The 25434-nt window shown below is 70.2% G+C and carries 24 protein-coding genes; 19 read left to right on the top strand and 5 right to left on the bottom strand.

Annotated elements, in window-relative coordinates; translation table 11 throughout:
• Nucleotides 1–12 precede the first annotated feature (12 nt).
• Nucleotides 13–834, top strand: coding sequence for a tRNA (adenine-N1)-methyltransferase (locus LY40_RS02275; RefSeq protein WP_258935792.1), 822 nt, complete (start codon nucleotides 13–15; stop codon nucleotides 832–834).
• A 99-nt stretch (nucleotides 835–933) separates the two neighbouring features.
• Here the strand turns inward: LY40_RS02275 and LY40_RS02270 are convergent, their stop codons facing one another.
• A complete protein-coding gene (locus tag LY40_RS02270) occupies nucleotides 934–1695 on the bottom strand; it encodes a hypothetical protein (protein WP_183787431.1) in 762 nt (253 codons plus the stop codon).
• Between the two features lie 575 nt (nucleotides 1696–2270).
• Between LY40_RS02270 and arc the strand changes: the two genes are divergently transcribed.
• From arc to LY40_RS02250, 4 genes are all read left to right on the top strand, one after another.
• Nucleotides 2271–4085, top strand: a complete 1815-nt coding sequence (gene arc, locus LY40_RS02265) for a proteasome ATPase (protein WP_183787432.1) — start codon at nucleotides 2271–2273, stop codon at nucleotides 4083–4085.
• A gap of 168 nt (nucleotides 4086–4253) precedes the next feature.
• Nucleotides 4254–4631 carry a hypothetical protein gene (locus LY40_RS02260; RefSeq protein WP_183787453.1) on the top strand — a complete coding sequence of 126 codons (378 nt, stop codon included), beginning with the start codon at nucleotides 4254–4256 and terminating at the stop codon, nucleotides 4629–4631.
• A 61-nt stretch (nucleotides 4632–4692) separates the two neighbouring features.
• Nucleotides 4693–5631: an aldo/keto reductase gene (locus tag LY40_RS02255; protein WP_183787433.1), complete on the top strand. Its 939-nt coding sequence runs from the start codon at nucleotides 4693–4695 to the stop codon at nucleotides 5629–5631.
• 48 nt (nucleotides 5632–5679) lie between these two features.
• Nucleotides 5680–6354 carry a hypothetical protein gene (locus LY40_RS02250; protein ID WP_183787434.1) on the top strand — a complete coding sequence of 225 codons (675 nt, stop codon included), beginning with the start codon at nucleotides 5680–5682 and terminating at the stop codon, nucleotides 6352–6354.
• Nucleotides 6355–6362: 8 nt separating this feature from the next.
• Here the strand turns inward: LY40_RS02250 and LY40_RS02245 are convergent, their stop codons facing one another.
• Nucleotides 6363–6911: an NUDIX hydrolase gene (locus tag LY40_RS02245; protein ID WP_258935791.1), complete on the bottom strand. Its 549-nt coding sequence runs from the start codon at nucleotides 6909–6911 to the stop codon at nucleotides 6363–6365.
• Here LY40_RS02245 and dop point away from each other — a divergent pair.
• The 4 genes from dop (at nucleotide 6910) to prcA (ending at nucleotide 10533) form a co-directional block, all read left to right on the top strand.
• On the top strand, nucleotides 6910–8412 hold the full coding sequence (dop, locus tag LY40_RS02240; RefSeq protein WP_183787436.1) for a depupylase/deamidase Dop: 1503 nt from the start codon (nucleotides 6910–6912) through the stop codon (nucleotides 8410–8412). The genes LY40_RS02245 and dop overlap by 2 nt on opposite strands.
• A 95-nt stretch (nucleotides 8413–8507) precedes the next feature.
• Nucleotides 8508–8702, top strand: coding sequence for a ubiquitin-like protein Pup (locus LY40_RS02235; protein ID WP_183787437.1), 195 nt, complete (start codon nucleotides 8508–8510; stop codon nucleotides 8700–8702).
• 79 nt (nucleotides 8703–8781) lie between these two features.
• Nucleotides 8782–9642, top strand: coding sequence for a proteasome subunit beta (gene prcB, locus LY40_RS02230; RefSeq protein ID WP_183787438.1), 861 nt, complete (start codon nucleotides 8782–8784; stop codon nucleotides 9640–9642).
• Between the two features lie 96 nt (nucleotides 9643–9738).
• The gene (gene prcA, locus LY40_RS02225) at nucleotides 9739–10533 is read left to right on the top strand and encodes a proteasome subunit alpha (protein ID WP_258935790.1); all 795 of its coding nucleotides are present in this window, start codon (nucleotides 9739–9741) and stop codon (nucleotides 10531–10533) included.
• Nucleotides 10534–10602: 69 nt separating this feature from the next.
• On the opposite strand, the gene LY40_RS02220 is transcribed toward prcA, so the two are convergent.
• The gene (locus LY40_RS02220; protein WP_183787440.1) at nucleotides 10603–12105 is read right to left on the bottom strand and encodes a bifunctional phosphatase PAP2/diacylglycerol kinase family protein; all 1503 of its coding nucleotides are present in this window, start codon (nucleotides 12103–12105) and stop codon (nucleotides 10603–10605) included.
• Between the two features lie 100 nt (nucleotides 12106–12205).
• Between LY40_RS02220 and pafA the strand changes: the two genes are divergently transcribed.
• The 6 genes from pafA to LY40_RS02190 all read left to right on the top strand — a co-directional run bounded on the left by pafA (nucleotide 12206) and on the right by LY40_RS02190 (nucleotide 18287).
• Nucleotides 12206–13564 (top strand): Pup--protein ligase, encoded by a 1359-nt coding sequence (pafA, locus tag LY40_RS02215; protein WP_258935789.1) that lies wholly within the window; start codon nucleotides 12206–12208, stop codon nucleotides 13562–13564.
• A 226-nt stretch (nucleotides 13565–13790) separates the two neighbouring features.
• The gene (locus tag LY40_RS02210; RefSeq protein WP_258935788.1) at nucleotides 13791–14774 is read left to right on the top strand and encodes a helix-turn-helix transcriptional regulator; all 984 of its coding nucleotides are present in this window, start codon (nucleotides 13791–13793) and stop codon (nucleotides 14772–14774) included.
• Nucleotides 14771–15751: a helix-turn-helix transcriptional regulator gene (locus LY40_RS02205; RefSeq protein WP_258935787.1), complete on the top strand. Its 981-nt coding sequence runs from the start codon at nucleotides 14771–14773 to the stop codon at nucleotides 15749–15751. The genes LY40_RS02210 and LY40_RS02205 overlap by 4 nt, the downstream gene beginning before the upstream one ends.
• 282 nt (nucleotides 15752–16033) lie before the next feature.
• Nucleotides 16034–16396 (top strand): Sec-independent protein translocase subunit TatA, encoded by a 363-nt coding sequence (tatA, locus tag LY40_RS02200; RefSeq protein ID WP_258935786.1) that lies wholly within the window; start codon nucleotides 16034–16036, stop codon nucleotides 16394–16396.
• Nucleotides 16397–16428: 32 nt separating this feature from the next.
• Nucleotides 16429–17385 (top strand): twin-arginine translocase subunit TatC, encoded by a 957-nt coding sequence (tatC, locus tag LY40_RS02195; RefSeq protein ID WP_258935785.1) that lies wholly within the window; start codon nucleotides 16429–16431, stop codon nucleotides 17383–17385.
• Nucleotides 17382–18287, top strand: a complete 906-nt coding sequence (locus LY40_RS02190; RefSeq protein ID WP_183787445.1) for a diacylglycerol/lipid kinase family protein — start codon at nucleotides 17382–17384, stop codon at nucleotides 18285–18287. The genes tatC and LY40_RS02190 overlap by 4 nt, the downstream gene beginning before the upstream one ends.
• Here LY40_RS02190 and LY40_RS02185 read toward each other — a convergent pair.
• The gene (locus tag LY40_RS02185) at nucleotides 18250–18663 is read right to left on the bottom strand and encodes an MmcQ/YjbR family DNA-binding protein (RefSeq protein ID WP_258935784.1); all 414 of its coding nucleotides are present in this window, start codon (nucleotides 18661–18663) and stop codon (nucleotides 18250–18252) included. The two genes, LY40_RS02190 and LY40_RS02185, sit on opposite strands and share 38 nt — an antisense overlap.
• 137 nt (nucleotides 18664–18800) lie before the next feature.
• Between LY40_RS02185 and LY40_RS02180 the strand changes: the two genes are divergently transcribed.
• The 4 genes from LY40_RS02180 to LY40_RS02165 all read left to right on the top strand — a co-directional run bounded on the left by LY40_RS02180 (nucleotide 18801) and on the right by LY40_RS02165 (nucleotide 24314).
• Entirely contained in the window at nucleotides 18801–21614 is a 2814-nt protein-coding gene (locus LY40_RS02180; RefSeq protein ID WP_258935783.1) for a DEAD/DEAH box helicase, read from the top strand.
• A gap of 178 nt (nucleotides 21615–21792) precedes the next feature.
• A complete protein-coding gene (locus LY40_RS02175) occupies nucleotides 21793–22581 on the top strand; it encodes a DUF4333 domain-containing protein (RefSeq protein WP_258935782.1) in 789 nt (262 codons plus the stop codon).
• A gap of 81 nt (nucleotides 22582–22662) precedes the next feature.
• Complete coding sequence (locus tag LY40_RS02170; RefSeq protein ID WP_258935781.1) at nucleotides 22663–23865, top strand: GNAT family N-acetyltransferase; 1203 nt, start codon at nucleotides 22663–22665, stop codon at nucleotides 23863–23865.
• Nucleotides 23866–23897: 32 nt separating this feature from the next.
• A complete protein-coding gene (locus LY40_RS02165) occupies nucleotides 23898–24314 on the top strand; it encodes a DUF4333 domain-containing protein (protein ID WP_258935780.1) in 417 nt (138 codons plus the stop codon).
• 157 nt (nucleotides 24315–24471) lie between these two features.
• On the opposite strand, the gene LY40_RS02160 is transcribed toward LY40_RS02165, so the two are convergent.
• A complete protein-coding gene (locus LY40_RS02160; protein ID WP_258935779.1) occupies nucleotides 24472–25425 on the bottom strand; it encodes a 5'-3' exonuclease in 954 nt (317 codons plus the stop codon).
• Nucleotides 25426–25434: the final 9 nt, after the last annotated feature.

Here is a 25434-nt window from a genome sequence, read left to right as displayed (position 1 = left end):
ATTGGGAGTTTCGTGAGCGCAGGACCGTTCCGTGTCGGGGATCGCGTGCAATTGACCGACCCGAAGGGACGGCACTACACGATCGTGCTCGCGGAAGGCGAGCAGTATCACACCCACCGCGGCGCGCTCGCCCACGACGACATCATCGGCAAGCCCGAGGCGTCGGTCATCACGTCCGCGGGCGGTACGAGCTACCTGGCGGTGCGGCCGCTGCTGTCGGACTACGTGCTGTCGATGCCGCGCGGCGCCCAGGTGATCTACCCGAAGGACGCCGCCCAGATCGTGATGTGGGGCGACATCTTCCCCGGGGCGCGGGTTCTCGAGGCCGGTGCCGGCTCCGGAGCGCTGACCTGCTCGCTCCTGCGGGCCGTCGGCGCCGACGGCAGCGTCACGTCGTACGAGGTCAGGGACGACCACGCCGAGCACGCCGAGCGGAACGTCGAGCGGTTCTTCGGGCACCGGCCCGACAACTGGGAGCTGCACCGCGGGGACCTCGCCGAACACGAGGGCGAGGTCGACCGGGTCATCCTCGACATGCTCTCGCCCTGGGACGTGCTGCCGACGGTGCACCGAAACCTTGTCCCCGGCGGCGTGCTGGTGGTGTACGTGGCCACGACCACGCAGTTGTCGTCCGTCACCGAGGCGTTGCGCGAGCAGCAGTGCTGGACCGAACCGCAGGCATGGGAGACCGTGTTGCGGCCGTGGCACGTCGTCGGCCTCGCGGTACGCCCGGAGCACCGGATGGTCGCGCACACCGCCTTCCTGCTCACGACCCGCCGGTTGGCCGACGGGGTCACCCCGCCGCGGCAGCAGCGCAGGCCGAGCCGGGGCTGACCGGGCACGGCCCGGGCGGGCCCGCCGACGTTCGTGCCGGGGACGGCCGTGGCCGGTGCCCTGGCACGAACGCGATCGGGAACCTCGTGGAGGCCTCGCTCAGGACGTGAGCTGGTCACCCATGTAGCACCAGCCGCCGCCCTCGTTCTTGAGGACGATGTAGTAGTCCCGGTCCTGGGCGGTGTTCTGTGCAGGGACCTTCGCGGCGTCGCCCGTGACCTCGGCGGAACCGGCGATCCTGATGGACACGTTGTCGGGGATCGCGGGCACCTCCTGCGGGTTGCTCAGGCAGATCGTGTCGGCGACGGCCTGCCGGTCGCCCGAGTTGAAGCCCGCCACGATGGCCTCGGCGGTGGCCTCGGGGGTGCCCTGCGCCCCGGGCGCGCGCTGGTCGCTCGGCGCGCTCTCGCTGGTCTCGGGTGAGGCCTGCGACTCGGAGGTGGTCGGCTCGCTGGACTGGCTCGTCGCGGGCGAGGCGTTCTGGCCGCTGTCGCCCGAGTCGTCCTCGTCGTCGAGCAGGAATCCGGGCGCGACCCACGCGAGGAAGGCGAACACGCCTGCGAGCAGGACGACGCCGCCGAGGGAGATGCCGACGATGAGGCCGGTCTTCTTCTTGGGCGGTTCACCGCCGGGGCCTCCCGGACCGCCGGGGTGGGCGCCGTAGGGCTGTTGCCCGAACTGCTGGCCGCCGTAGGGCTGACCATAGGGCTGCTGACCGTAGGGGTCCTGCTGACCGTACGGGCCGGGGTGGGGCGGTTGTTGCCCGTACTGCTGAGGTCCGGGTTGCCCGTACTGGCCGGGCTGCTGGCCGTACGGGTCCGGCTGGCCCGGCTGACCGGGTTGCTGTGGCGGATAGGTCATGCGGGTCCCCTTACCATCGGCGCGAACTGTGGCCCCCTCAGTGGGACCTGATCGTATCCGCGCAGATTCCGGCCGCTCATCCACCCGTGTACCACGGTCGGTCACATCGATGTCGGCCGTGACCTCGGCCGCACCGGTCGGGCGAGGACGGCTCCGCCGGGTCTCGCGGCCGTGTCGTGTTCACACCGCGGGCGCCGTCGAGTACGACCGGCGGCGGCGTGCCGGCACGGGCGGTACTGACCCGCAGTGGGCGGTACCGGTCTCGTGGACGCGGTGAGCTGCGGCGATGTGGGCCCGCCGCCCCGTGGTGCCCGTCGATCGCGGCCCGGGCGGCGGTGGCGCGGTGCTGCGGTTGTCCGGTCCACGTCAGGGAGTCCGGCCGGATCGCGACGCGCGCGGGCTGTGCGGCCGTTCGGTGGAAAATGCGCAGTGCGGCGGAGTTCTGCATCCCTGCACGGAGCTGTGGGTAGTCGGTCGGGCCCGCGCGACGCACCGATTCCGTAACGTGCCGAAGGCTTTTCTTGTCGGTGATCGCCGGTACCGTGGAAGCACATGCATTCCGAGGAGGTGCCGAAATGCAACACGACCTTCCCGGTGGTCGGCACGAGGAGGCCGACTCTTCAGAACCGAACGGAGCGACCAGCGCGGGGTCTCCCGCGGAAACCCCCGCCGGCGACGAGGCGAGCCAGATCCGGCAGCTGGAAGAAGAAGTCGCACTGCTGCGCCGGAAACTGACCGACTCGCCGCGGCAGAACCGCGTTCTCGAGCAACGCCTCGCCGAGGCGACCGAGCGCGTCGAACAGCTCACCGAGCGGAACGAGAAGCTCGTCGAAACGTTGCGTGAGGCCCGGAGCCAGCTGCTGACGCTCCGCGAGGAGGTCGACCGGCTCGCGCAGCCGCCGAGCGGGTACGGCGTCTTTGTCGAGGCCTACGAGGACAACACGGTGGACGTGTTCACGTCCGGCAGGAAGATGCGCGTCGCCGTGTCGCCGAACGTCGAGGTCGAGTCGTTGCAACGCGGGCAGACCCTGCGGTTGAACGAGGCACTCACGGTCGTCGAGAGCGGAGGCTTCGAGCGCACCGGCGAGGTGTGCACGTTGCGTGAGGTGCTCTCCCCGGAGACCGAGGGCGGCAGCGCCCGCGGTCTCATCGTCGGGCACGCCGACGAGGAACGTGTCGTGTGGCTCTCGGACCCCCTCGCGGCGGAGGAACTGAAGTCCGGGGACTCGGTGCTGGTCGACTCCAAGGCCGGGTACGCCTACGAGCGGGTGCCCAAGGCGGAGGTCGAGGACCTCGTGCTGGAGGAGGTGCCGGACGTCGCGTACGAGGACATCGGCGGCCTCTTCGGGCAGATCGAGCAGATCCGGGACGCCGTCGAGCTCCCGTTCCTGCACGCGGATCTGTTCCGGCAGTACCAACTGCAGCCGCCGAAGGGTGTCCTGCTGTACGGCCCGCCCGGGTGCGGTAAGACGCTGATCGCCAAGGCGGTGGCGAATTCGCTGGCCAAGAAGGTGTCCGGTGACGCGGCCGATGCGAAGTCGTACTTCCTGAACGTCAAGGGCCCCGAGCTGCTGAACAAGTTCGTCGGCGAGACCGAGCGGCACATCCGGATGATCTTCCAGCGGGCTCGGGAGAAGGCGTCCGAGGGAACGCCGGTCATCGTCTTCTTCGACGAGATGGAGTCGATCTTCCGCACCCGTGGCAGCGGAGTGTCGTCGGACGTCGAGACGACGATCGTGCCGCAGTTGCTGGCGGAGATCGACGGCGTCGAAGGGCTCGAGAACGTCATCGTCATCGGTGCCTCGAACCGTGAGGACATGATCGACCCGGCGATCCTGCGTCCCGGCAGGCTCGACGTGAAGATCAAGATCGAGCGGCCGGACGCCGAGGGCGCGAAGGACATCTTCTCGAAGTACCTGACGGCGGATCTCCCGATCCACGCCGACGATCTGCTCGAGTTCGCCGGTGACTCGCAGGCCACGTTGGATGCGATGATCCAGCACACCGTCGAGCGGATGTACGAGGAGTCCGACGAGAACCGGTTCCTGGAGGTGACCTACGCCAACGGGGACAAGGAGGTGCTCTACTTCCGCGACTTCAACTCGGGCGCGATGATTCAGAACATCGTGGACCGGGCGAAGAAGGCCGCGATCAAGTCGGTGCTGGAGACCGATCAGTCGGGTCTCCGGGTGCAGCATCTGCTGGACGCGATCGTGGACGAGTTCGCGGAGAACGAGGACCTGCCGAACACGACCAACCCGGACGACTGGGCCCGGATCTCCGGCAAGAAGGGGGAGCGGATCGTCTACATCCGCACGCTCGTCACCGGCAAGAATCAGGACTCCGGCAGGGTGATCGACACAGCGACCAACACCGGCCAGTACCTGTGACGGCCTCGTTGTCGTGACAGACGCGGTGTTGTAGCGGATACGTGCGAACGGCCCGCTCCGGCGATGTCGGGGCGGGCCGTTCGCACGTTCTCGGACATGTCGTTCTCGGGCATGTCGCAGCACCCGGATTGTATAATGACCTATACGATCCGGCCTATGAGTGACGAGATGCCTCCCGTTGATCCGCCGGACCCGCTGACGGAAGCAGGGGAGCGCCACGTAGCCGCTCCCATTACGGCCGCTGCGGTGCTCGCGTGGCTCGAGGAAACCGCGGAGGCCGTGGCCGCAGGGGAGTTGGCGGCCGAGGAGCTGATCGCGCTGCTCGGGGAGTTGCGACAGGCGTCGACGGCGTGTGCGAACGCGTCGGACTGGACACTGCTCGCGGCTCGTGAGGCCGGTGCCAGTCTGCGGCAGATCGCGCCGGTGTTCGGCAAGGGGTACGTCCGCGCACCGGCGGCGCGATTGGAGAAGCTGCATCGCGAGGTGCTGTCGGCCGATCAGTTCCTCGAGCTGATGCGGCGGCGTGCGAGCGAACCAACTGTATAATGACCTATACGGACGGGCACGGTAGCGGCCCTCCTCGCACGCGCCCGCTACCGTGCCCGTCATGGACAACATCGCACGGACGGCGGTGGGTCTCGCCTCGTTGGGGCGGCCCGCGTACATCAACCTCGGCCGGGAATCCGAACTGCCCGCGGATCGCACGGTCGCCGCGATGCGCGACGCGACCTTCGCCGTGCTCGACCGCGCCTACGACGCGGGGGTCCGCCGGGTCGACGTCGCGCGCTCCTACGGCAGGGCGGAGGAGTTCCTCGCCGCGTGGCTGTCCGACAGGGGGCGCTCCGACGTAACGGTGTCCAGCAAGTGGGGATACGCCTACGTCGGCGACTGGCGGACGGACGCCCCGGTCCACGAGGTCAAGGAGCACTCGCTCGCGCGGTTCCGGCAGCAGTGGGCCGAGACCCGAGACACGCTGCCCACCGCGCCGGCGCTCTACCAGGTGCATTCGCTGACCCCCGACAGCGCACTGTTCGACGACCGGGAACTGCAGGTGGCGCTCGCCGAACTCGTCGACACCGGGGTGCGGGTGGGGTTTTCGACGTCGGGGCCTGCGCAGGCCGACACGATCCGGCGGGCGCTGGAACTGACCGTGGACGGCAGGCACCTGTTCACGGCCGTGCAGTCGACGTGGAACGTGCTCGAATCGTCGGCCGGGCTGGCGCTGGCCGAGGCGCACCGGGCAGGGGTGTTGGTCCAACTGAAGGAGACGCTGGCCAACGGCAGACTCGCCGTCGACCCGCCGGACGTCGTCGCCGACATCGCGCGGGCCCACGGCACGACGCCGGACGTCGTGGCGCTCGCGGCGGCGTATGCCGAGGACTGGGCCGACGTCGTGCTGCTCGGCCCGGCCGGGGTCACGCAGCTCGACACGAACCTGGCGGCAGCCGCCCTGCGGCTGAATGACGATGACCTGGAGAACCTCGCCGAGCTGCGCGAGAACCCGCGTGAATACTGGGCCCGCCGGTCGCAGCTCGTGTGGGAGTGACTACTGTCGCGAGCGCCCAGTGAGCGAGTCGGAGAGGACGAGACACAGGTGCGACGCGCACGAACGACCACCATGGCCGGTCTGCCCGTGGCGATCACGCTGCTGACGGTCGTGGCCGGTTGCGCCGACCGCGAGAACGACCTGGACACGTACTACGACGACAGGCCCGCGACGGGTGAGCGCTCCGACGACGCCGAAGCGGCGCCGCGGTCCGACGGCGATTCCCAGGACGAGGCGACGCGGCAGGGCGAAGGGAGCGCGGACGCGGGCCCCGAGCAACCCGCCGGCCAGCGTGTCCTCCTCACCGCCGAGGACGTCCGGGAGGAGGGTGTCGTGCCGATCGCGCCGTCGACGGTGGGCGCGGATCCCGCTGCGCCGACGTGTCTCGCGACGATCGCCCAGCAGTCCGGGGCCGCGGAGGTCCAGGAGCGTGCGTGGCGTTACCCCACGGGCTCGACGCTGCACCACCTCGTGACGCGCTACGAGGACCGGCCGGCCGCCGACGCGCTGGCGGGGCAGGTCGCATGCGGCGGCGAGGAGCTCCCCGTCAGCGGTGCCCCGGAAGACGTCGAGACGCACGCGTGGTGCCAGGCGGCGACCTGCACCGTCGTCATCGCGGCCGAGGACACGCTCTCGACCGTCGAGGTGCGGGCCGCCGACCAGGGCAGCGCCACGGAGGCCATTCACCGTCTTGCGCCGCTCGCCGTCGGCAAGTACGCCTGAACCGGCCGTCAGCCGTAGCGTCGGAACCATTCGAGGGCGCCGAGGCGCCCGTCGGGCACGAACGTGCCGTCGTCGTCGGCCAGTCGCCGCCGCAGCAGCGGCAGCGGGATCCACCAGCCGTCGGCCACCTCCTCGGGCTGGTGCACCACGGGGCCGTCCCATCGCACCTCGTAGGTGAAGTTGTGGCAGCGCACGGAGCCGGCGGTGAATGTCCACGTGAACAGCGGCCGCGGCGTCACGCCGCCGATGCCGAGCTCCTCGGCCAGTTCGCGCGCCGCGCACTCGTCCGGCGATTCACCCGCCGCGACCACGCCGCCCGCCCAGCAGTCGAGTGCGGACGGGTACACGTCCTTGGTGGCTGTCCGGCGGTGGAGGTACACGGACTGACCGTCACCCGAACGCACCAGTACGACGGCAGCGGCGTGCCACAGCCCGCGGCTGCGCACATCGGCCCTGGTCGTGGCGCCGACGGCGCGTGCCTGTGCGTCGTAGATCGCAACGCGCTCGTCACCGCCCATGAGGTGATCGTGGCACGAGGCGCCGTAGGGTGGTGGCATGCGGCGGATCATGGGAACAGAGGTGGAATACGGGATCGCGGTCCCGGGCGATGCCACCGCCAACCCGGTGCTGACTTCCACCCAGGTCGTGCTGGCCTACGCGGCGGCGGCCGACATTCCGCGCGCCCGGCGGGCGCGCTGGGATTACGAGGTCGAGTCACCGTTGCGTGACGCGCGGGGCTTCGATCTCACCGGCCCCAGCCAGCCCACGCAGGACAACGACGTCGAAGACCTCGGCGCGGCCAACGTCATCCTCACCAACGGCGCGCGGCTGTACGTCGACCACGCGCACCCGGAGTACTCGGCTCCCGAGGTGACCAATCCGCGGGATGCCGTGGTGTGGGACAAGGCCGGGGAACGGGTCATGGAGCAGGCCGCGATGCGCGCCGCCACCGTGCCCGGCCAGCCGCAACTGCAGCTGTACAAGAACAACGTGGACGGCAAGGGCGCTTCGTACGGCACGCACGAGAACTACCTGATGGACAGGGCGACGCCGTTCACGTCCGTCATCACGGGGCTGACGCCGTTCTTCGTGTCGCGCCAGGTGGTCACCGGTTCGGGCCGCGTGGGGATCGGGCCCCAGGGCGAGGAGCCAGGGTTCCAGCTGTCCCAGCGTTCGGACTACGTGGAGGTCGAGGTCGGGCTGGAGACCACGCTCAAGCGCGGCATCATCAACACGCGCGACGAACCGCACGCCGACGCGGACAAGTACCGCAGGCTGCACGTCATCATCGGCGACGCGAACCTGGCCGAGTACTCGACATACCTGAAGGTCGGCACCACCGCGCTGGTGCTCGACATGATCGAGGCGGGGGTGCGGTTCGACGACCTCAAGCTCGACGAGCCGGTGCGCGCGGTGCACGAGATCAGTCACGATCCGTCACTGAAGACGACGGTGGATGTCGCGGGCGGCCGCAAGTACACGGGGCTCGACCTGCAGTTCGCCTACCACGAGCTGGCCTCGGCGCACGTCGAGCGGACCGGCGGGGACGAGCAGTCCAAGGAGGTACTGCGGGTGTGGGGCGAGGTGCTCGACACGCTCGCGAAGGACCCCATGGACGCGGCCGACCGGCTGGACTGGCCCGCGAAGCTGCGGCTGGTCGAGGCCTATCGCGAACGTGATCAGCTCGGGTGGGCTGCGCCGCGGTTGCACCTGGTCGACCTGCAGTACTCGGATGTGCGCCTCGACAAGGGCCTGTACAACCGCCTCGTGACGCGCGGGTCCATGAAACGCCTCGTCGGCGAGGACGAGGTGCAGCGGGCGGTCACGACGCCGCCGGAGGACACGCGGGCCTACTTCCGCGGTCGCACGCTGGAGAAGTACGCCAGCTCGATCGCCGCGGCGTCGTGGGACTCGGTCATCTTCGACGTGGGCAGGGATTCGCTGGTGCGAATCCCGACGCTCGAGCCGCTGCGGGGCACGAAGGCGCACGTCGGCGCGTTGCTGGACCGGGCCGAGACGGCGGAGGAACTGGTCGAGGCGCTGACCGGATCGGAGTAGCCGAAGATCACCACTCCGACAACGATCGTCCCGAATCGCCCTTCCTCTGGGTAGGCTGGGCGCAGGAAGCTCATCGGTCACACCGGGAGGCGGCAATGGCTCAGGAGAAGGTCGAGAAGCACGGCGGCGGCGACTCCGAGGACGAGGCCGAAGGCGCAGCCCCGGCCGGTCAGGAACGTCGTGAGCAGATGGGCGAGGACGTCGACACGATCCTCGACGAGATCGACGACGTCCTCGAGGAGAACGCCGAGGACTTCGTGCGGGCCTACGTGCAGAAGGGCGGCGAGTGACGCAGGCGCTCGCGTGACATAGGCTCGCTGATCAACATTTCGGTACTGTCCCTTTCGTCGATGGGAACTACGAGCACGCATGGAACAGATTCCGCGCAACTCGGGCTTCGCGCTGCCCTCCGCCTACCTGTCGTCGACGACGTCGTCCTTCGCCGATTTCCTGCGTGCCGAGGCGCCGGATCTGCTGCCCAGCAAGCGGTCCGCGGGCATGGGCACCTCGGGTGGCGATCTCGACGCGCCGCACGGCACGACGATCGTGGCCTCGACGTTCAACGGCGGGGTGCTGATCGCGGGTGACCGGCGTGCGACGAGCGGCAACCTCATTGCGACCCGTGACATGGACAAGGTCTACGTGACCGACGCCTATTCGGCCGTGGGCATCGCGGGTACGGCGGGCATCGCTCTCGAGCTCGTCCGGCTCTACACCGTGGAGCTGGCGCACTACGAGAAGATCGAGGGCGTGTCGCTCTCGCTCGACGGTAAGTCGAACAAGCTCGCGACGATGGTGCGGGGCAATCTCGACGTCGCGATGGCGGGCCTCGCAGTGGTCCCGCTGTTCGTCGGTTACGACATCGAGGCGTCCGATCCGAAGCGGGCGGGGCGCATCGTGTCCTTCGACGTCACGGGCGGCCGGTACGAGGAGAACGCGGGTTTCCACGCGATCGGTTCCGGGTCGGTGTTCGCCAAGTCGGCGATGAAGAAGCTCTACGACCCCGAGGCCGATCAGGACGCCGCGGTGCGGGCGGCGATCGAGTCGCTCTACGACGCCGCCGACGACGACACGGCGACCGGTGGCCCGGATGTCGCGCGGAAGATCTATCCGAGCGTCGTCACGATCACGGCGGAGCACGGCGCCGTGGAGTTGCCCACGGAGGAGACCTCGACCATCGCGGAGGCCGTCGTGGCCGACCGTGCGGCCCAGCAGGACTGGCGCAGCTGATCCGAGTGCCGGGCCGACGCGGCCCGGCACCGGACCGGTTCGCCCGGGTCCCCACTCGTCAGCTTCCCATCCCCGAACAGAGCGGAGCCAACGCAAGTGTCGATGCCGCTGTACGCCTCGCCCGAACAGTTGATGCGGGAGCGTTCCGAACTCGCGCGGAAGGGTATTGCCCGCGGTCGGAGCGTCGTGGTGCTCAAATACCGGGGCGGAGTCCTGTTCGTGGCGGAGAATCCGTCGCCCACGCTGCACAAGGTGTCGGAGATCTACGACCGCATCGGTTTCGCCGCGGTCGGCCGCTACAGCGAGTTCGAGAGCCTGCGCCGGGGTGGTATCCGGCACGTGGACCTGCAGGGATACCAGTACGACCGGCGGGACGTCAGCGCACGGGCGCTGGCGAACGTATATGCCCAGACCTTGAGCACGATCTTCACCGAGCAGCTCAAGCCGTTCGAGGTCGAGATCTGTGTGGCGCAGGTCGGGGCGAACGCCAACGAGGACGAGTTGTACCGGCTGACCTACGACGGGTCGATCGTCGACGAGCCGCAGTTCGTGGTGATGGGCGGTCAGACGGACGCGATCAACACGAAGCTGAAGGAGACCTTCTCCGACGGCATGGAGCTGTCCGACGCGGTGCGGGTGGCGGCGGAGGCTTTCCGCCCGTCGACGTCGTCGGGCAGCGGGACGAACGGCAGCAGCTCGTCGGGTTCGGCGCAGGAGGGTGAGCCGAGCAAGCTGGAGGTCGCCGTGCTGGAGCGTGAGCGGCCGGGCCGGAAGTTCCGCCGTATCACCGGGGCTGCGCTCGATGCGCTGCTGCCCGCGCGTACGGAGGCGGCCGACAGCAGCGATTCGGGCTCCGAAGGCTCCGAAGGCTCCGAGAAGTCCGACAACTGACCGGGTTCGCGCCCCACGCCCCGGCAGGCGTGGGGCGCGGGTGCGGCCGGGCCGCACCCGCGCGGCCGGTCATCTCCGGTAGATCGTCAGCGCACTGGGCCGGGACCGGAACCGGAATTCGCGGCCCAGCGGCCCGATTTCGCCGTCGGTGGCGAGCCTGCGGTAGCCGTCGAGCAGTTCGACGTCGAGAGCCGGCAGGTCGCGCTGCCGGTAGACACGGCTGGCGTGCAGTGTCTTGGTGACGACCGACAGCACGAACCGTGCCCTCGAATACGGGACGTCGGCGCGCAGGTACCGCACGTCGAGCAGGCCGGTGTCGAGTGCGGGCCTGCGGTTGGGCCAGAATCCCTTGGGCGCGTAGGTGCCGTTGCCCACGAACACGAGCCACACGAGTGCTCGTTTGCCGCCCAGGCGCACCGGGAACGGTTTGGCCCGGCGGAGGACACGGATCATCGCGATGACCGCCGACGGCCATTTGGGATGCCGCTGTTCGATTTTTTCGCGCAGCCGCACCATTTCCGGGTAGCCGCCGAGGCTTGCGGTGTTGACGAACCATCGTCGGTGCGTGCCGCTCGGCCCGTGCACCGACACCTCGCCGAGGTCGATGCCGACCGCCGAGCCGTGTTCGGTCGCGACGTCGGCGTCGGGCATGGAGCGGACACCGACGTCGCGGGCGAAGTGGTTGAGCGTGCCCGCGGGGATGAGCGCGAGCGGCAGGCCGGTGTCGGCGGCGACCGAGGCGACGGCGGCCACGGTGCCGTCACCGCCCGCGACGCCGAGGGCGCGGACGGCGGGTCCTGTGTCGGTGCGGCGGGCGATCTCGGCGGTGATCTGGCTGCGCAGGTCGGTGTCGGGGTCGGGGTAGAGCAGGTCGGCTTTCGGCCAGGCGAAGCGGACTTCGGGGGTCGGGTCGTCGGCGGGATCGCCCGAGGCCGGGTTGACGACGGCGAGCATGTCCTCGCCGTCGACCATGAGGGGTGCGTCGGCCCGGTGGGCCGTGCGGCCGGGCCGGTCGTCGTGGACGGGCCACCAGTGGCGGGTGGCGAACGAGGCGGCGACGCCGAGGGCTGCGCCGGCACCGACGTCGGTGGGCCAGTGCACCCCGGTGTGAACGCGTGAGTAGGCGACGGCCGCGCCGAGCGGCAACAGCGCCACGCCGGTGGCGGGTGACTCCTGGAATGCGCCGGTGATGAATGCCGCCGCGGAGGCGGCGTGGCCGGAGGGGAACGACGACGAGGCGGGCCGCCGGTCCAGCCTGCGGTGTTGCGGGACGGCGGAGGCTGCGGGACGGCGCCGTGGCAGGAGTTCCTTGGCGACGAAGCTGGCGCTCAGGCTCGCGAACCCGACGCTGCCGATGCCGCGCAGGGCGGCCCTCCGGGATGCTCCGCCCCTGGCGGCGAGGACGCCCGCGACGACCCACCACAGAACCGCCTTGTCCGCCGACCGGGTGATCATGGTCAGCAGGTCGTCGGCGCGGGTGCGGGGCAGTGCGGCGCTGCGGGCCATCAGCCGGCGGTCGGGGCGACCGACGCGCTGAAGTGCGGCGACGCGTCGGAGCAGGGGCGGAGTCATGGCGGATATGCTGCCGTACGGCGCTTGAAGGTGGCGTTGGCGTCCGATCGGCGGCGATTTCGTTCCCCAGTTCCTGGCGCTGACCGCCTACCCTTGAGGGATGCAGCGGCGGATCTTTGGGATCGAAACCGAGTTCGGAGTGACCTGCACGTTCCACGGGCAGCGCAGGCTCTCGCCCGACGAGGTGGCGCGGTATCTGTTCCGGCGTGTCGTGTCGTGGGGCCGGTCGTCGAACGTCTTCCTGTCCAACGGGTCACGGCTCTACCTCGACGTGGGGTCGCATCCGGAGTACGCGACGGCCGAGTGTGATGACCTGACCCAGCTGGTCACGCATGACAAGGCAGGGGAGCGGATTCTCGAGGACCTGCTGGTGGACGCCGAGCGCAGGTTGGCCGACGAGGGCATCGGCGGCGACATCTTCCTGTTCAAGAACAACACCGACTCGGCGGGCAACTCGTACGGTTGTCACGAGAACTATCTGGTCACGCGCGCGGGCGAGTTCTCGCGGATCGCGGACGTGCTGTTGCCGTTCCTGGTGACGCGGCAGCTGATCTGCGGCGCGGGCAAGGTGCTGCAGACGCCGAGGGGCGCGGTGTACTGCCTGTCGCAGCGGGCCGAGCACATCTGGGAGGGCGTGTCGAGCGCGACGACGCGGTCCCGGCCCATCATCAACACCCGCGACGAGCCGCACGCCGACGCCGAGCGGTACCGCAGGCTGCACGTGATCGTCGGCGACTCGAACATGGCGGAGCCGACGACGTTGCTGAAGGTCGGCACGGCGCACCTGGTGCTGGAGATGATCGAGCAGGGGGTGCAGTTCCGGGATTTCAGTCTGGACAACCCGATCCGTGCGATCCGGGAGATCAGCCACGATATGACGGGCCGTAGGCAGGTGCGCCTCGCCGGGGGCCGGGAGGCCTCGGCGCTGGAGATTCAGCGGGAGTACTACGCGCGGGCGGTGCAGCACGTCGAGGCGACCGACGCGAGCCCGTTGATGCATCGGGTGGTCGATCTGTGGGGCCGCGCGCTCGATGCGATCGAGCAGCAGGACTTCTCCCTGGTGGACACCGAGATCGACTGGGCGATCAAGCACCGGTTCGTCGAGCGGTACCGGGCCAAGCACAATCTCGACCTGTCGGACCCGCGGGTGGCGCAGCTGGACCTGGCTTACCACGACATCCGACGGGGCCGCGGTGTGTTCGATCTGCTGCAGCGCAAGGGCCTGGTGCAGCGGGTGACCGATGACGGCGAGATCGAGGCCGCCAAGGACACGCCGCCGCAGTCGACGCGGGCGAAGCTGCGTGGCGACTTCATCGCCGCGGCGCAGCAGGCGGGCCGCGACTTCACCGTGGACTGGGTGCACTTGAAGCTGAACGACCAGGCGCAGCGGACGGTGCTGTGCAAGGACCCGTTCCGCGCCGTGGACGAACGGGTCGACCGGTTGATCAACTCGTTGTAGACCGGGCGGCTCGGGTCCGGCTGGGGCCGTGGGTGGCCGTCGCCAACAGCGACACGGTTCCGGACGGCGACCGGCTGACCAGGCATGACGCGACGGTTCCCAGTGCGGTCGGCAGGGCGAACAGCACCAGCAGGGCGGCCTGCCGACCGCACCCGTCGCGAGGAGTGCGGGGCGCGCAGGGGAGACCTCCCGGACGCGCCGATCGGGGCGAGCTAGGGTTGGTGAGGTGTCCACCGCCCGTGCAGAACGCCTGGTCAACCTGGTGCTGGCGCTGCTGTCCACCCGGCAGTACCTGCCGGCCGAGCGAATTCGGGGCATCGTGCCCGGCTACGCGGACGCGGCGAGCACCGAGGCGTTCTTCCGCATGTTCGAACGCGACAAGGCCGAGCTGCGTGAGCTGGGGATTCCGCTGGAGACGGGCACCAATTCGGCATTCGACCCCGAGGGGTATCGGATCGCGCGCCGCGACTACGAGCTCGGCGACATCGACCTCGCACCCGACGAAGCGACCGCCGTCGCGCTCGCGGCGCGGCTGTGGGACTCGCCGGACCTGACGGGGCAGGCGCACGGTGCACTGGTGAAGCTGCGCGCCGCGGGCGTCGAAGTCGACGACCGGGCGCACGCCATGGTCGAACCGCGGGTGCACACCGAACCGGCGTTCGCGCCGCTGTTGGCGGCCGTGCAGGCAGGTGAGACGGTGCGGTTCGACTATCGGCGGTCGGACTCGCCCGAGCGGCGCACGCGCACCCTCGAACCGTGGGGTGTGGTGTCGTGGCGGGGGCGCTGGTACGTCGTCGGTCATGACCGGGACCGCGAAGCGCCGCGGTGTTTCCGGCTCTCGCGCATCAGCGGCGAGGTCGTGACGACCGGGGAGCGGGCGGTCGTGCGGCGGCCGGAGGATGCGAAGCTGCTCGACTTCGTGGCGGGCACGTCCGTGAGCGACGACGGCTCGGCTGCCACGACGGCCCGGTTGTGGCTCGCCGAAGGCAGGGCCACCGGAATCCGCAGGCACGCGCAGGTGCTGGAGCACCGCTCGGTCGACGGTGAGGACGGCGACGTCGTCGAGATCGAGCTGCAGCATCCGGAGGGCGCCGCGGACTGGATCGCCGGCCACGGCCCGGACGCGGTCGTGCTGGCGCCCGACGTGCTGGCCAAGGCCGTGGCGGACCGGCTCGAACGGGTCGCCGCGGGTGGGGGAGGGATGCGATGAGCGCGGCCACCGACCGGATGCCGAGGCTGCTGGCTCTGGTGCCGTACCTGCTGGCCAGGCCCGGGATCAGGATCGACCAGGCGGCACAGGACTTCGACGTCACGCCGAAGCAGCTGCGCAAGGACCTGCAACTGCTGTGGTTGTGTGGGCTGCCCGGGTACGGCCCCGGCGATCTGATCGACCTCTCGTTCGACGGCGACACCGTGTCGGTGACGTTCGATGCGGGGATGCGCAGGCCGTTGCGGCTGACCGGAGGTGAGGCGAGTGCGCTGGTCATCGCGCTGAAGGCGCTCGCCGAGACGCCCGGTGTGGTCGACACCGACGCCGTCGGCCGTGCGATCGCGAAGATCGAAGCCGCGGCGGGCGCCGCCGAGCCGGCCGGAGTCGTCGTCGGCAACGGCGTCCGCGAACACGAGACGACGGCGCGCACGCGCGAGATCGTCCGCGAGGCGCTGCAGTTCGGGCGTGCGGTGCGGATGCGGTACTACGCGGCCTCCAACGACCGGATCACCGAGCGCACGGTCGACCCGATGCGGCTGCTGATCGTGCAGGCACACAGCTACCTGGAGGGCTGGTGTCGCCGCGCCGAGGACGTGCGGTTGTTCCGCCTCGACCGGATCGACGAGCTGGACGTGCTCGACGAGCTGGCGGCGCCGCCGCCCCACGCCCGCCACTCCGACGTCTCCGACGGCGTGTTCTCGGCACACGAGAGCTACCCCGAGGCCGACCTGGTGCTCGAACCCGATGCGCGGTGGGTCGCCGAGTACTACCCGTGCGAGGAACTGGCTGAGCTCGAGGGCGGCCGGCTGCGGGTCCGGATGCGCTACGGCGACGAATCGTGGATGGTCAGGCTCGTGCTGGGGCTGGGTGGCCGCGCGACGGTCGAACGGCCGGGTGAACTCGCGGTGGCCGTGCGGCGCCGTGCCGCCGCCGGGTTGGCACGAGCACGTCACCTGTCGATCACCGGCGGGCAGTAGGCTTACGGGCGTGTTCTACGTGCTGAGTGCCGCCGTGGCAGGGGCCGGGCTCATCGTGCTCGTCCTCGCACTGGTCCGATTGGCGGGTGCGGCGAGAGGATTCGGCCGCGCTGCCGAGGTCATGCGGTCGGACGTGGAATCCCGCCTGGGCATGCTCCGCGCCCGCGCGGCCGCGGTCGGCGTCGCCGTTCGCGACCTTCGTACCCGACGTGTCCGAATCGGTTCGGAATCGGCATCCGAGCCAGTACGATCGGGCCTGAACGAATAGGGAGGCCACCCAATATGAACGCCTTTCAGCCGTGGCACTTGATCATCCTCGTGCTCGTCGTCGTGGTGCTGTTCGGCGCCAAGCGCCTGCCGGATGCGGCCCGCTCGGTCGGCAAATCCATGAAGGTCTTCAAGGCCGAGACCAAGGACCTGCGTGGCGACCAGTCGGAGCAGGACTCCGCCGAGTCCGAGACGACCAGCTCCACCACGATGGCGGCGGACGCCAAGCAGATCCCGGCGACGACGGTCAAAGCCGACGCCGAGGTCGCCGACAGCAAGTCGGCCGACCCGACCAGTGACCAGGTGGAACAGCTGCAGCGCCAGCTCGACGAGCTCAAGCAGCAGCAGTCCGCCGAACAGGCACAGAAGAACGGCTGACCACACCGCACGGATCGAGAACGGACGCTTTCGTGGGAGACACCTCCGCACAGCGCGAGGGACGAGGCGGTAAACGGAAGGCTCGGAGTCGTCGGCACAACCCCGACGGCACGATGTCGCTCGTCGAGCACATCTACGAGTTCCGCCGCCGCCTCGGCTACGCGCTGCTCGCCCTGGTTGCGGGCGGGATCGTCGGGTTTCTGTGGTTCGGCCACAGCATCGGCCCGATCCCGACACTCGGCGACCTGGTCACCGAGCCCTATTGCGCCATTCCGCAGGAGCAGCGCTACCCCAAGGGTGGGGACTGTCAGCTGTTGCAGACGGTCCCGTTCGAAGCGTTCATGATCCAGATGAAGGTCGGCCTCAGCGCCGGGGCCGTGCTGTTCTCGCCGCTGTGGCTGTACCAGCTGTGGGCGTTCATCGCGCCCGGGCTGTACTCCAAGGAACGCAAGTACGCGATGACGTTCGTCGGCATCGCGTCCCTGCTGTTCGCGGGCGGTGCACTGCTGGCCTACTTCATGGCCCCGCACGCGCTCGAGATCCTCACGACCTTCGGTGCGGGCGAGTTCGCCACGTGGTTCACCGGTGACAAGTACATCTCGTTCGTGCTGTCGCTGTTGCTCATCTTCGGGGTGAGCTTCGAGCTGCCGCTGCTGATCATCATGCTGAACCGGGTCGGCGTGGTGCGCTATCAGATGCTCAAGAAGTGGCGCCGCGGCATCATCATGATCATGTTCGTGTTCGCGGCGTTCGTGACGCCCGCGGACCCGTTCTCCATGATCGGCCTGGCCGGTGCGCTGTGCATCCTGTTCGAGATCTCGTTGCAGATCACGCGCTTCCACGACCGCAAGCTCGATCGCCAACGCGGCACCGAGGGTTGGGACGAGCTGGCCGACGACGAGCCGGCTCCGTTCGAATACACCCCGAGCACCGTGAACGACGACGACACCGACGGCGGCCGGCGCAGCGGCACCGACGACATCACGTGACCGGAGGTCCTCGCGTAGCCCTGGCGTTCCACCCCGGATCCGGCAGGGGAGCAGCGGCGCGGTTGGCCGGGGCCGTCGCTTCGCGGCTCCGGCCGCACGTCGCGCGGCTCGACGTGATCGATGCCGACACCGTCGAGGGCGCACGGCAACGACTGGAGGCGGCCCGCGAATCCGGGCTCGACGCGCTGGTCGTCGTCGGTGGTGACGGCGCGGCGCACCTGGCCGTGCAATTCTGCGCCGGTACGCCCGTCGCGCTCGGCCTCGTCCCGTCGGGCACCGGCAACGACCTCGCCCGCGCCCTGGACGTACCCGGTGATCCCGCCGCGGCCGTGGACTCGCTCGCCCACGCGCTGCGCACCGGCCACCGGCGCCGACTCGACCTCGGCAGAGCCGGCGACACCTGGTACGGCACCGTGCTGTGCAGCGGTTTCGACGCCGCGGTCAACGACAGAGCCAACCGGCTCCGATGGCCCCGCGGTCCGCGTCGATACGACGTCGCGATCGCCGCGGAGATCGCGTCCTTCCGCGCGCGAGACATCCGCGTGACCGCCGACGGCGAGACGCTCACGGCGCCCGCGATGCTCGTCGCCGTCGGTAACACGCCCTGGTATGGCGCAGGCATCCCGGTCTGTCCCGGCGCCGACCCCACCGACGGACTGCTCGACGTGACCGTCGTCGGCAAGGTCGGTTACCGCGAACTGGCCCGGGTACTGCCGCGCCTGCGCACCGGCAGGCACGTCGAGCACCCGGCGGTCACGACGCTGCGGGCACGGACGGTCGAGGTGGCCGACGTCGGCCGGGCCGGTGGGGCGGACTGGCCGGTGTTCGCCGACGGCGACCCGCTCGGCACGCTGCCCGTGTCGATCAGTTGCGTCCCGCGGGCCCTGACGGTCCTCGCCTGACGTTCTCCTCGGCGAGCGCCCTCCACCCGAGCCGTTCCCGCATGTCCCGCGGCAGCTTGGCGACCACGAGGTCGTAGGAGTCCTCGATGAGGTCGAGGATCAGTTGCTCGGGAAGCGTCCCGTCGTCGAGCACCACCGTGTTCCAGTGCCGCTTGTTCATGTGCCACCCGGGCCGGACAGCCGGATACGAGGCCCGCAACTGCAACGCGAGCTCCGGGTCGCATTTGAGGTTCACGCTCAGCGGCGTGCGCCCGAGCGCCGACAACGCGAACATCTTCCCGCCCACCTTGAACACGCTCAGGTGCTCGTCGAACGGGAACTCCTCGCCGGCGCCGGTGAACGCCAGACACGCCGCCTTCAGCCGGTCCGGGGTCATGATGCGGACGGTAGCGCCACCCACCGACAATCGCCGCCGCCGGTGTCCGCACGGCGGTCGGCCGCGGATCCGCCGACACCGGATCTGCCACGGAGCGCCTCATGCGGGTGTGACCGCCGATGTGAAACCCTGGCGGCGTGGACTCATCCGCCTCTCCCAGCCCGGCCGAGGCGTACGCCGCAGCCCGCCGGCGCAGCGACTACCCGCAGCTGGCCCGGTTCGCGGCCGATCTCGCCTTCGACTTCGACGACTTCCAGGTGCGCGGGTGTGAGGCGCTCGAGGACGGTCACGGCGTGCTCGTGTGCGCGCCCACCGGTGCCGGTAAGACCGTTGTCGGCGAGTTCGCCGTGCACCTCGCGCTGGCCGAAGGCCGGAAGTGCTTCTACACGACGCCCATCAAGGCGCTGTCGAACCAGAAGTACGCCGACCTGGTCGAACGGTACGGCTCCGACGCGGTGGGCCTGCTGACCGGCGACACCGCCGTGAACGGCAACGCGCAGGTCGTCGTCATGACCACCGAGGTCCTGCGCAACATGCTGTACGCCGGGTCGGCCGCGCTCGACGAACTGGGTTACGTCGTCATGGACGAGGTGCACTACCTCGCCGACCGGTTCCGCGGCGCGGTGTGGGAGGAGGTCATCCTGCACCTGCCCGAGTACGTGCGTGTGGTCGGGCTGTCGGCCACGGTCAGCAACGCCGAGGAGTTCGGCGAGTGGCTGGTCGCCGTCCGCGGCGACACGGCGGTGGTGGTGGACGAGCACCGGCCCGTGCCGCTGTGGCAGCACATGATGGTCGGGAACCGGCTCATGGACCTGTTCGTCGGCGAGGAGCACGGCGACGAACCGAAGATCAACCGGCAGCTGTTGCGCCGTGTCGAAGAGGTCGCGCGGATGCACGCACCGGCCGCCTTCGGCGGTGGGCGGGGCAAGCGTGGCCGTGACCGGGGCAAATCGCGGATGCCGCGGTTCCGGCCGCCGTCGCGGGTCGACGTCATCGACCGGCTGGACCGTGCCGGGCTGCTGCCCGCGATCACATTCATCTTCTCCCGTGCCGGGTGCGACGCCGCCGTGGGCCAGTGCGTACACGCCGGGGTGCGGCTCAACAGCCCCGAGGAGATCGCCGAGGTCCGCCGGATCGTCGACGAACGCACCGCCGACCTGCCCGAGTCGGACCTGGCCGTGCTGGGCTACTGGGAGTGGCGCGACGGGCTCGAACACGGCGTCGCGGCACACCACGCCGGGCTGTTGCCCGCGTTCAAGGAGACCGTCGAGGAGCTGTTCGTCCGCGGTCTGGTGAAGGTCGTGTTCGCCACCGAGACCCTCGCGCTCGGTATCAACATGCCTGCGCGGACCGTCGTGCTGGAACGGCTGGTCAAGTACAACGGCGAGGCGCACGTCGACCTCACGCCCGGCGAGTACACGCAGCTGACCGGTCGCGCCGGCCGCCGGGGGATCGACGTCGAAGGCCACGCCGTCGTGCTGTGGCAACCCGGGGTCGACCCGCGCCACGTGGGCGGGCTGGCCTCGACGCGGACCTACCCGCTCAAGTCGTCGTTCCGGCCCGGGTACAACATGGCCATCAACCTGGTGGGCCAGTTCGGCGCCCAGTCGGCCCGGGAGCTGCTGGAACAGTCGTTCGCGCAGTTCCAGGCGGACCGTGCCGTCGTCGGCACGGCCAAGCGGATCGAGCGCAACAAGGAAGCGCTCGCCGGCTACGCCGAAGCCGTGTCCGGCGACTTCGACGAGCTGCTGTCGTACGTCGAGCTGCGCAAGAAGGTCTCGGACCGCGAGAAGTACCTCGCCAAGCAGAACAGTCAGCACCGGCGGGCCGAGGCCGCCCGGTCACTGGAGAAGCTGCGCAAGGGCGACGTCATCCTTGTGCCGTCCGGCCGCAGATCGGGACTGGCCGTCGTGATCGACCCGGGCGTCGACCCGCTGCACGAACCGCGTCCGGTGGTCGTCACCGAGGATCGGTGGTCTGGCACCCTGTCGGCCGCCGACTTCCCGTCCGCCGTGGAGTCGCTGGGACGCGTCAAGCTGCCCAAACACGTCGAGCTGCGGTCGCCGAAGGTACGGCGCGACATCGCCTCGTCACTGCGGAACACCGGCATCGAGAAGCCGTCCGCGCAACGCAAACGGTCGGGGGCGAACGACGACGAGGAGCTGGCGGACCTGCGGCAGCAGTTACGCCGGCACCCCGTGCACGGGTTGGCCGACCGCGAGGCCAGCCTGCGCTGGGTCGAGCGCTATCAGCGACTGCAGGCCGAGACGCAACAACTCGAACGCAAGGTCGCGGCGACCACACACTCGCTGGCCCGTTCGTTCGACCGGATCTGCGCACTGCTGGCCGAACGCGGCTACCTCGAACGCGATGGATCCACCGGGAACACGGATGCCGGGGACGCCGAAACCGGGGATACCGACAACGACCGGGTGACCGAGGACGGCATGCTGCTGGCCCGGATCTACAGCGAGTCCGACCTGCTGGCCGCCGAGTGCGTGCGCAGGCACGTCTGGCACGGCCTGGCGGCACCGGAACTCGCCGCGGTCGTGTCGGCGCTGGTCTACGAGGCGCGGCGGGACGCGATGGCCGAGCCGAAACTGCCACAGGGCGCCGTGTCGAAGGCGTGGCAGGACACGGTGACGATCTGGAGTGAGCTGACCGAGGACGAACGCAGGCACCGGCTCGACCGCACCCGCGAACCGGACGCCGGTTTCGCCTGGCCGGTGTACCGGTGGGCACGGGGCGAATCGCTCGAACGCGTCCTCACGACTTCGGAGGCCAACGGGCAGGAACTCACGGCCGGTGACTTCGTCCGCTGGGCGCGCCAGGTGATCGACCTCCTCGACCAGCTGCGGGTCGTGCTCGGGAAGGAGCACCCGGTGGGCGGCACCGCGGCCAAAGCGGTACGGGCCCTGCGGCGCGGTGTCGTCGCCGCGGGCGAGGTGTGAGGCGGCCGCGGCCAGCCGCGGCACGTACCGGTTGCAGCGGCGGCGCGTGGCCGTCGACCTTCACACACCCGCCACACGACGTTGTGGTTGGATCACACGCGACGCATGGACGAGAATGCCCGGGGACCGGTCGCGCAGGTGACGTGGCGGCCGGGTGGTGATTGGCGGAGGCAGGACGATGAGCACGCCGTACGGAGGCAACGACCCGCAGCAGTGGGGCCAGCAACCGCCTCCGGGTCCGCCGTCCGGCGGGTTCCCGGGACAGCCGGGCTACGGCCAGTACCCGGGGCAGCAGCCGCCTCCGCAGCCCGGCTATCCGCAGCAGCCGGGCCAACCCGGTCCGCAGGGGCAGCCGGGGTACGGCCAGCCCCAGGGGTATCCGCCGGGCCAGCAGCCGCCACCGGGACAGCCTGCGCCGACCCCGCCGCCCGGACAGCCGATGCCACCGGGGCAGCCCGGCCAGCCGGGGCAGTTCACCCAACCGGGACAGGCGCCGCAGGCGGGCGGTCACGGCACCGCGTCGTACACGCAGCCGGGTCAGCAGCCCGGCCAGTTCACCCAGCCCGGCCAGACCCCGCCGCCCGGACAGCCGTACGGGCCGCCGCCCGGCATGGGCGCTGCGGGGCCCGCCCCGCAGAAGCCGAAGAACAGCTCCGGCAAGGGCATGTGGATCGGGCTCGGCGCCGCGGTCGTGGTCGTTGCCGCCGCGGCGGTCGTGCTGTTCTGGATCCCGGGCTTTCTGGTGCAGAAGGTCTTCGACGCCGAGGCCATGAACCAGGACGTGCAGCGGGTGCTCGCCGAGAACTACGGTGTCGAAGGCGTGCAGAGCGTGTCGTGCCCGGAGGACCAGCCGGTGACCGTCGACGAGACGTTCACCTGCGACGTCAACGTCGACGGTGAGACGCGGCAGGTCACGATCACGGTGAAGAGCGAGGACGCCCGGTACCAGGTCGGCAGGCTGCAGTAACCGCCCGCGGCGCCGGGTTCTGGGTTCGTCACAGCGTAATCCGGTGGCGGGCATGTCGAGACGTCGGAAATGATCGGTGCCATGACCGATCACGTTGTCCGGACCCTGACCGATGACGAGCTGCGCGCCTCGCAAGACCTGTTCCGTGCCACGCTGCACGTCAAACCGCTCACCGACGACCAGTGGCCGAGCGTGCGGGCCTCGCTGCAGCCGGCGCGCTCGCTCGGGGTTCACGAGGTCGATTCCGGCGCGCTGATCGGGACCGCGCGGTCGTTCGACTCGGCGATCACGGTGCCCGGCGGGGGTGATGTGCCGCTCGGCGCCGTCACCAGCGTTGGCGTGCGCGCCGACTGCACGCGGCGCGGGGTGCTCACCGAGCTCATGCATGCTCAGCTGCGCGAGTTCGCCGACCGCGGGCTCGTGGCGGCGGGGCTGCACGCGTCGGAATCGGCGATCTACGGCCGGTTCGGGTACGGCATCGCCACCCGGGCGCGCGACTACACAGTGGACGTCCGCAGGGCGAAGGTGCGGCAGGACGCGCCAGCCGGCGGACGCGTGAACATCGAGAACCTCGATTCCGCGATGGAACGGTGGGCGGCGGCGTATCCGGCGATGGCGACGCGGCCGGGCATGCTGGCCCGCCCCGACGAGTGGTGGGCCGGACTGCGAAGCCATCTGGCCAGGGAGGAAGGCCCGGTCACCGCCGTGACGCACGAGGGCACCGGCGGGGTCGACGGATTCGCCGTCTACTCCGTGGATCGGCCCCGACCCGGTTCGGCGACGTTGAACCTGATCGAGATGCAGGCGGCCGGCCCGGAGGCGTTCTGCGGAGTGTGGCGTTACCTGCTGTCGGTCGACCTCGTCCACGAGGTCACCGCGTCGGTACGTCCCCTCGACGATCCGCTCGAACTGCTGCTGACCGACCCTCGCGCGGTGTCGACCACCGGGCAGTTCGACGACCTGTGGGTGCGGCTCGTCGACGTGCCGGCGGCGCTCGCGATGCGCACCTACGACGGCGAGCCCGTCGTGCTCGAGGTGACCGATCCGGTGCTGCCCGGCAACGAGGGCTGCTACCGCCTCGGCCCCGACGGGGCGGTGCGCACCGACCAACCGGCCGAGCTGCAGCTGTCTGTGGACACGCTCGCGATGATTCACCTCGGAGCGTGGCGGCCGTCGCAACTGGTCGACACGGGCCGTGTCCGGGAGACCGCGCCGGGTGCCGCGGAACGGGCGGACCGGCTGTTGTCGACCGCAACGCCACCGTGGTGCGGTACGTTCTTCTAGCCCACAACAGATCAACACCGAGGTGAGGGCTCGTGGGGAGACGTCCGCTTGCGGTACTCGCGGGAATCGTGTGCCTGGGCCTGCTGACGGCGTGCAACCAGTCGGCGGGCGACGAGGAGTCGGGGTCGGGAACCGGCTCGGACGCCGAGCCGACCTCGGCCGCGACGACGGAGAGCACCGACGACGGCGCGACCGGCTCGTCGCCGGTGCCGAGCCCGACCGAGACGGTGCGGTTCTTCGACGTGAACCGGATGAACGCCGACGTGCGTCGTGTGGTGGCCGAGGACTACGGCCTGGAACAGGTGCGCGAGGTGTCCTGCCCACGCAACGAGCCGGTCGAGGTCGGCGCGTCGTTCACGTGCTACATCGAGCTGGCCGCAGGCGAGCGCACGGTGACGATCACCGTCCAGAACGAGCAGGGCCGGTACCGGGTCGGCGCTCCCGAGTAACAACGCCCGAGTAGTAGCGCCGGAACGACAGCGCCAGGATGACGGCGCCGGATTGACACGCCGCGGAGCGGCACTCATCCGGAACGGCTCGTACCGGCCTCGGGTCCTCCCGGCCCGCCGCTCCGCGGCAGCCTGCCTGCCCGAGCGGCGGCGCCCGTCAGGTGCGGTAGGTCGCGAGCGCGTCCAGCAGCCGGGTGGCCGATCCGCCGAGGTTCCAGCGTTCGGCCAGGTCCCGGACCCGCGGTTCGTCCGCGGCGCCGGCGGGCACGACGTCCGCGCCGGACAGCGTGACCGGCGCATCGGCCGCGACGCGCACCACCGTCGGCGCTGCAGAGAGGTACTGGGCGGCGTCGTTGAGCCGGGCGCGGGTCTTGACCGGCAGGTCCGGGCTCTCGGCGCGGGCGGCCTCGACCAGCGCCTCGAACGAGCCGAACTGGGTGATGAGCTTGGCGGCGGTCTTCTCGCCGATACCGGCGACGCCCGGCAGTCCGTCGGAGGGATCGCCGCGGAGCATCGCCATGTCCGCGTAGGCCGCACCGGCACGCTCGGCCGGGACTCCGTATCGCCCGGCGAGGGCCTGAGGGTCGAGGATCTCGGCCTTGGCCCAGCCCTTGCCGACGTAGATCACCGAGGCCGGGGTGGGCTCGGTCCGCACAAGCTGGAACAGGTCCCGGTCGCCGGTGATCACCTCGACGGCGCCCTCGGTCTCGCGCGCGGTCAACGTGCCGATCACATCGTCGGCCTCGTACCCGGGAGCTTCGGCCACGGCGAGACCCGCCGCGTCGAGCAGTTCGAGAATGATCGGCACCTGCGGAGTCAGCGTGTCGGGCACTTCCTCGACGTCCGAACCGGTTTCGACCTCCTCGGCGACCCGGTGCGCCTTGTAGCTCGGCAGCGCGTCCACGCGGAACTGCGGTCGCCAGTCCGCGTCGAGACACGCCACGAGCCGGGCGGGCCTGCGGTCGGTGAGGATGCGCGCCACGGTGTCGGCGAACCCGCGGACCGCGTTCACGGGCGTGCCGTCGGGAGCCGTCATCGACTCGGGCAGGGCGAAGTACGAACGGAAATACAGGCTCGCCGCGTCGAGCAGCGCCACGGGACCGGTGCTCACCCCCACAGC

Source organism: Prauserella salsuginis, assembly GCF_024648885.1.
In the GTDB taxonomy this organism is placed as follows: Bacteria; Actinomycetota; Actinomycetes; order Mycobacteriales; family Pseudonocardiaceae; genus Prauserella; species Prauserella salsuginis.
The sequence above is the reverse complement of the archived record's forward strand: the minus strand, read 5'-3'. Positions and strand labels throughout refer to the sequence as shown.

Bases quoted from the DNA above. Each gene is read 5' to 3' on its own strand.
- LY40_RS02205 (WP_258935787.1), top strand. From the start codon at position 14,771: ATGAGCGCGGCCACCGACCGGATGCCGAGGCTGCTGGCTCTGGTGCCG.
- LY40_RS02270 (WP_183787431.1), bottom strand. From the start codon at position 1,695: ATGACCTATCCGCCACAGCAACCCGGTCAGCCGGGCCAGCCGGACCCG.
- LY40_RS02220 (WP_183787440.1), bottom strand. From the start codon at position 12,105: ATGACTCCGCCCCTGCTCCGACGCGTCGCCGCACTTCAGCGCGTCGGT.
- LY40_RS02260 (WP_183787453.1), top strand. From the start codon at position 4,254: ATGCCTCCCGTTGATCCGCCGGACCCGCTGACGGAAGCAGGGGAGCGC.
- LY40_RS02255 (WP_183787433.1), top strand. From the start codon at position 4,693: ATGGACAACATCGCACGGACGGCGGTGGGTCTCGCCTCGTTGGGGCGG.
- LY40_RS02185 (WP_258935784.1), bottom strand. From the start codon at position 18,663: ATGACCCCGGACCGGCTGAAGGCGGCGTGTCTGGCGTTCACCGGCGCC.
- dop (WP_183787436.1), top strand. From the start codon at position 6,910: ATGCGGCGGATCATGGGAACAGAGGTGGAATACGGGATCGCGGTCCCG.
- prcB (WP_183787438.1), top strand. From the start codon at position 8,782: ATGGAACAGATTCCGCGCAACTCGGGCTTCGCGCTGCCCTCCGCCTAC.
- tatA (WP_258935786.1), top strand. From the start codon at position 16,034: ATGAACGCCTTTCAGCCGTGGCACTTGATCATCCTCGTGCTCGTCGTC.
- arc (WP_183787432.1), top strand. From the start codon at position 2,271: ATGCAACACGACCTTCCCGGTGGTCGGCACGAGGAGGCCGACTCTTCA.
- LY40_RS02175 (WP_258935782.1), top strand. From the start codon at position 21,793: ATGAGCACGCCGTACGGAGGCAACGACCCGCAGCAGTGGGGCCAGCAA.
- LY40_RS02245 (WP_258935791.1), bottom strand. From the start codon at position 6,911: ATGCCACCACCCTACGGCGCCTCGTGCCACGATCACCTCATGGGCGGT.
- LY40_RS02170 (WP_258935781.1), top strand. From the start codon at position 22,663: ATGACCGATCACGTTGTCCGGACCCTGACCGATGACGAGCTGCGCGCC.
- pafA (WP_258935789.1), top strand. From the start codon at position 12,206: ATGCAGCGGCGGATCTTTGGGATCGAAACCGAGTTCGGAGTGACCTGC.
- LY40_RS02235 (WP_183787437.1), top strand. From the start codon at position 8,508: ATGGCTCAGGAGAAGGTCGAGAAGCACGGCGGCGGCGACTCCGAGGAC.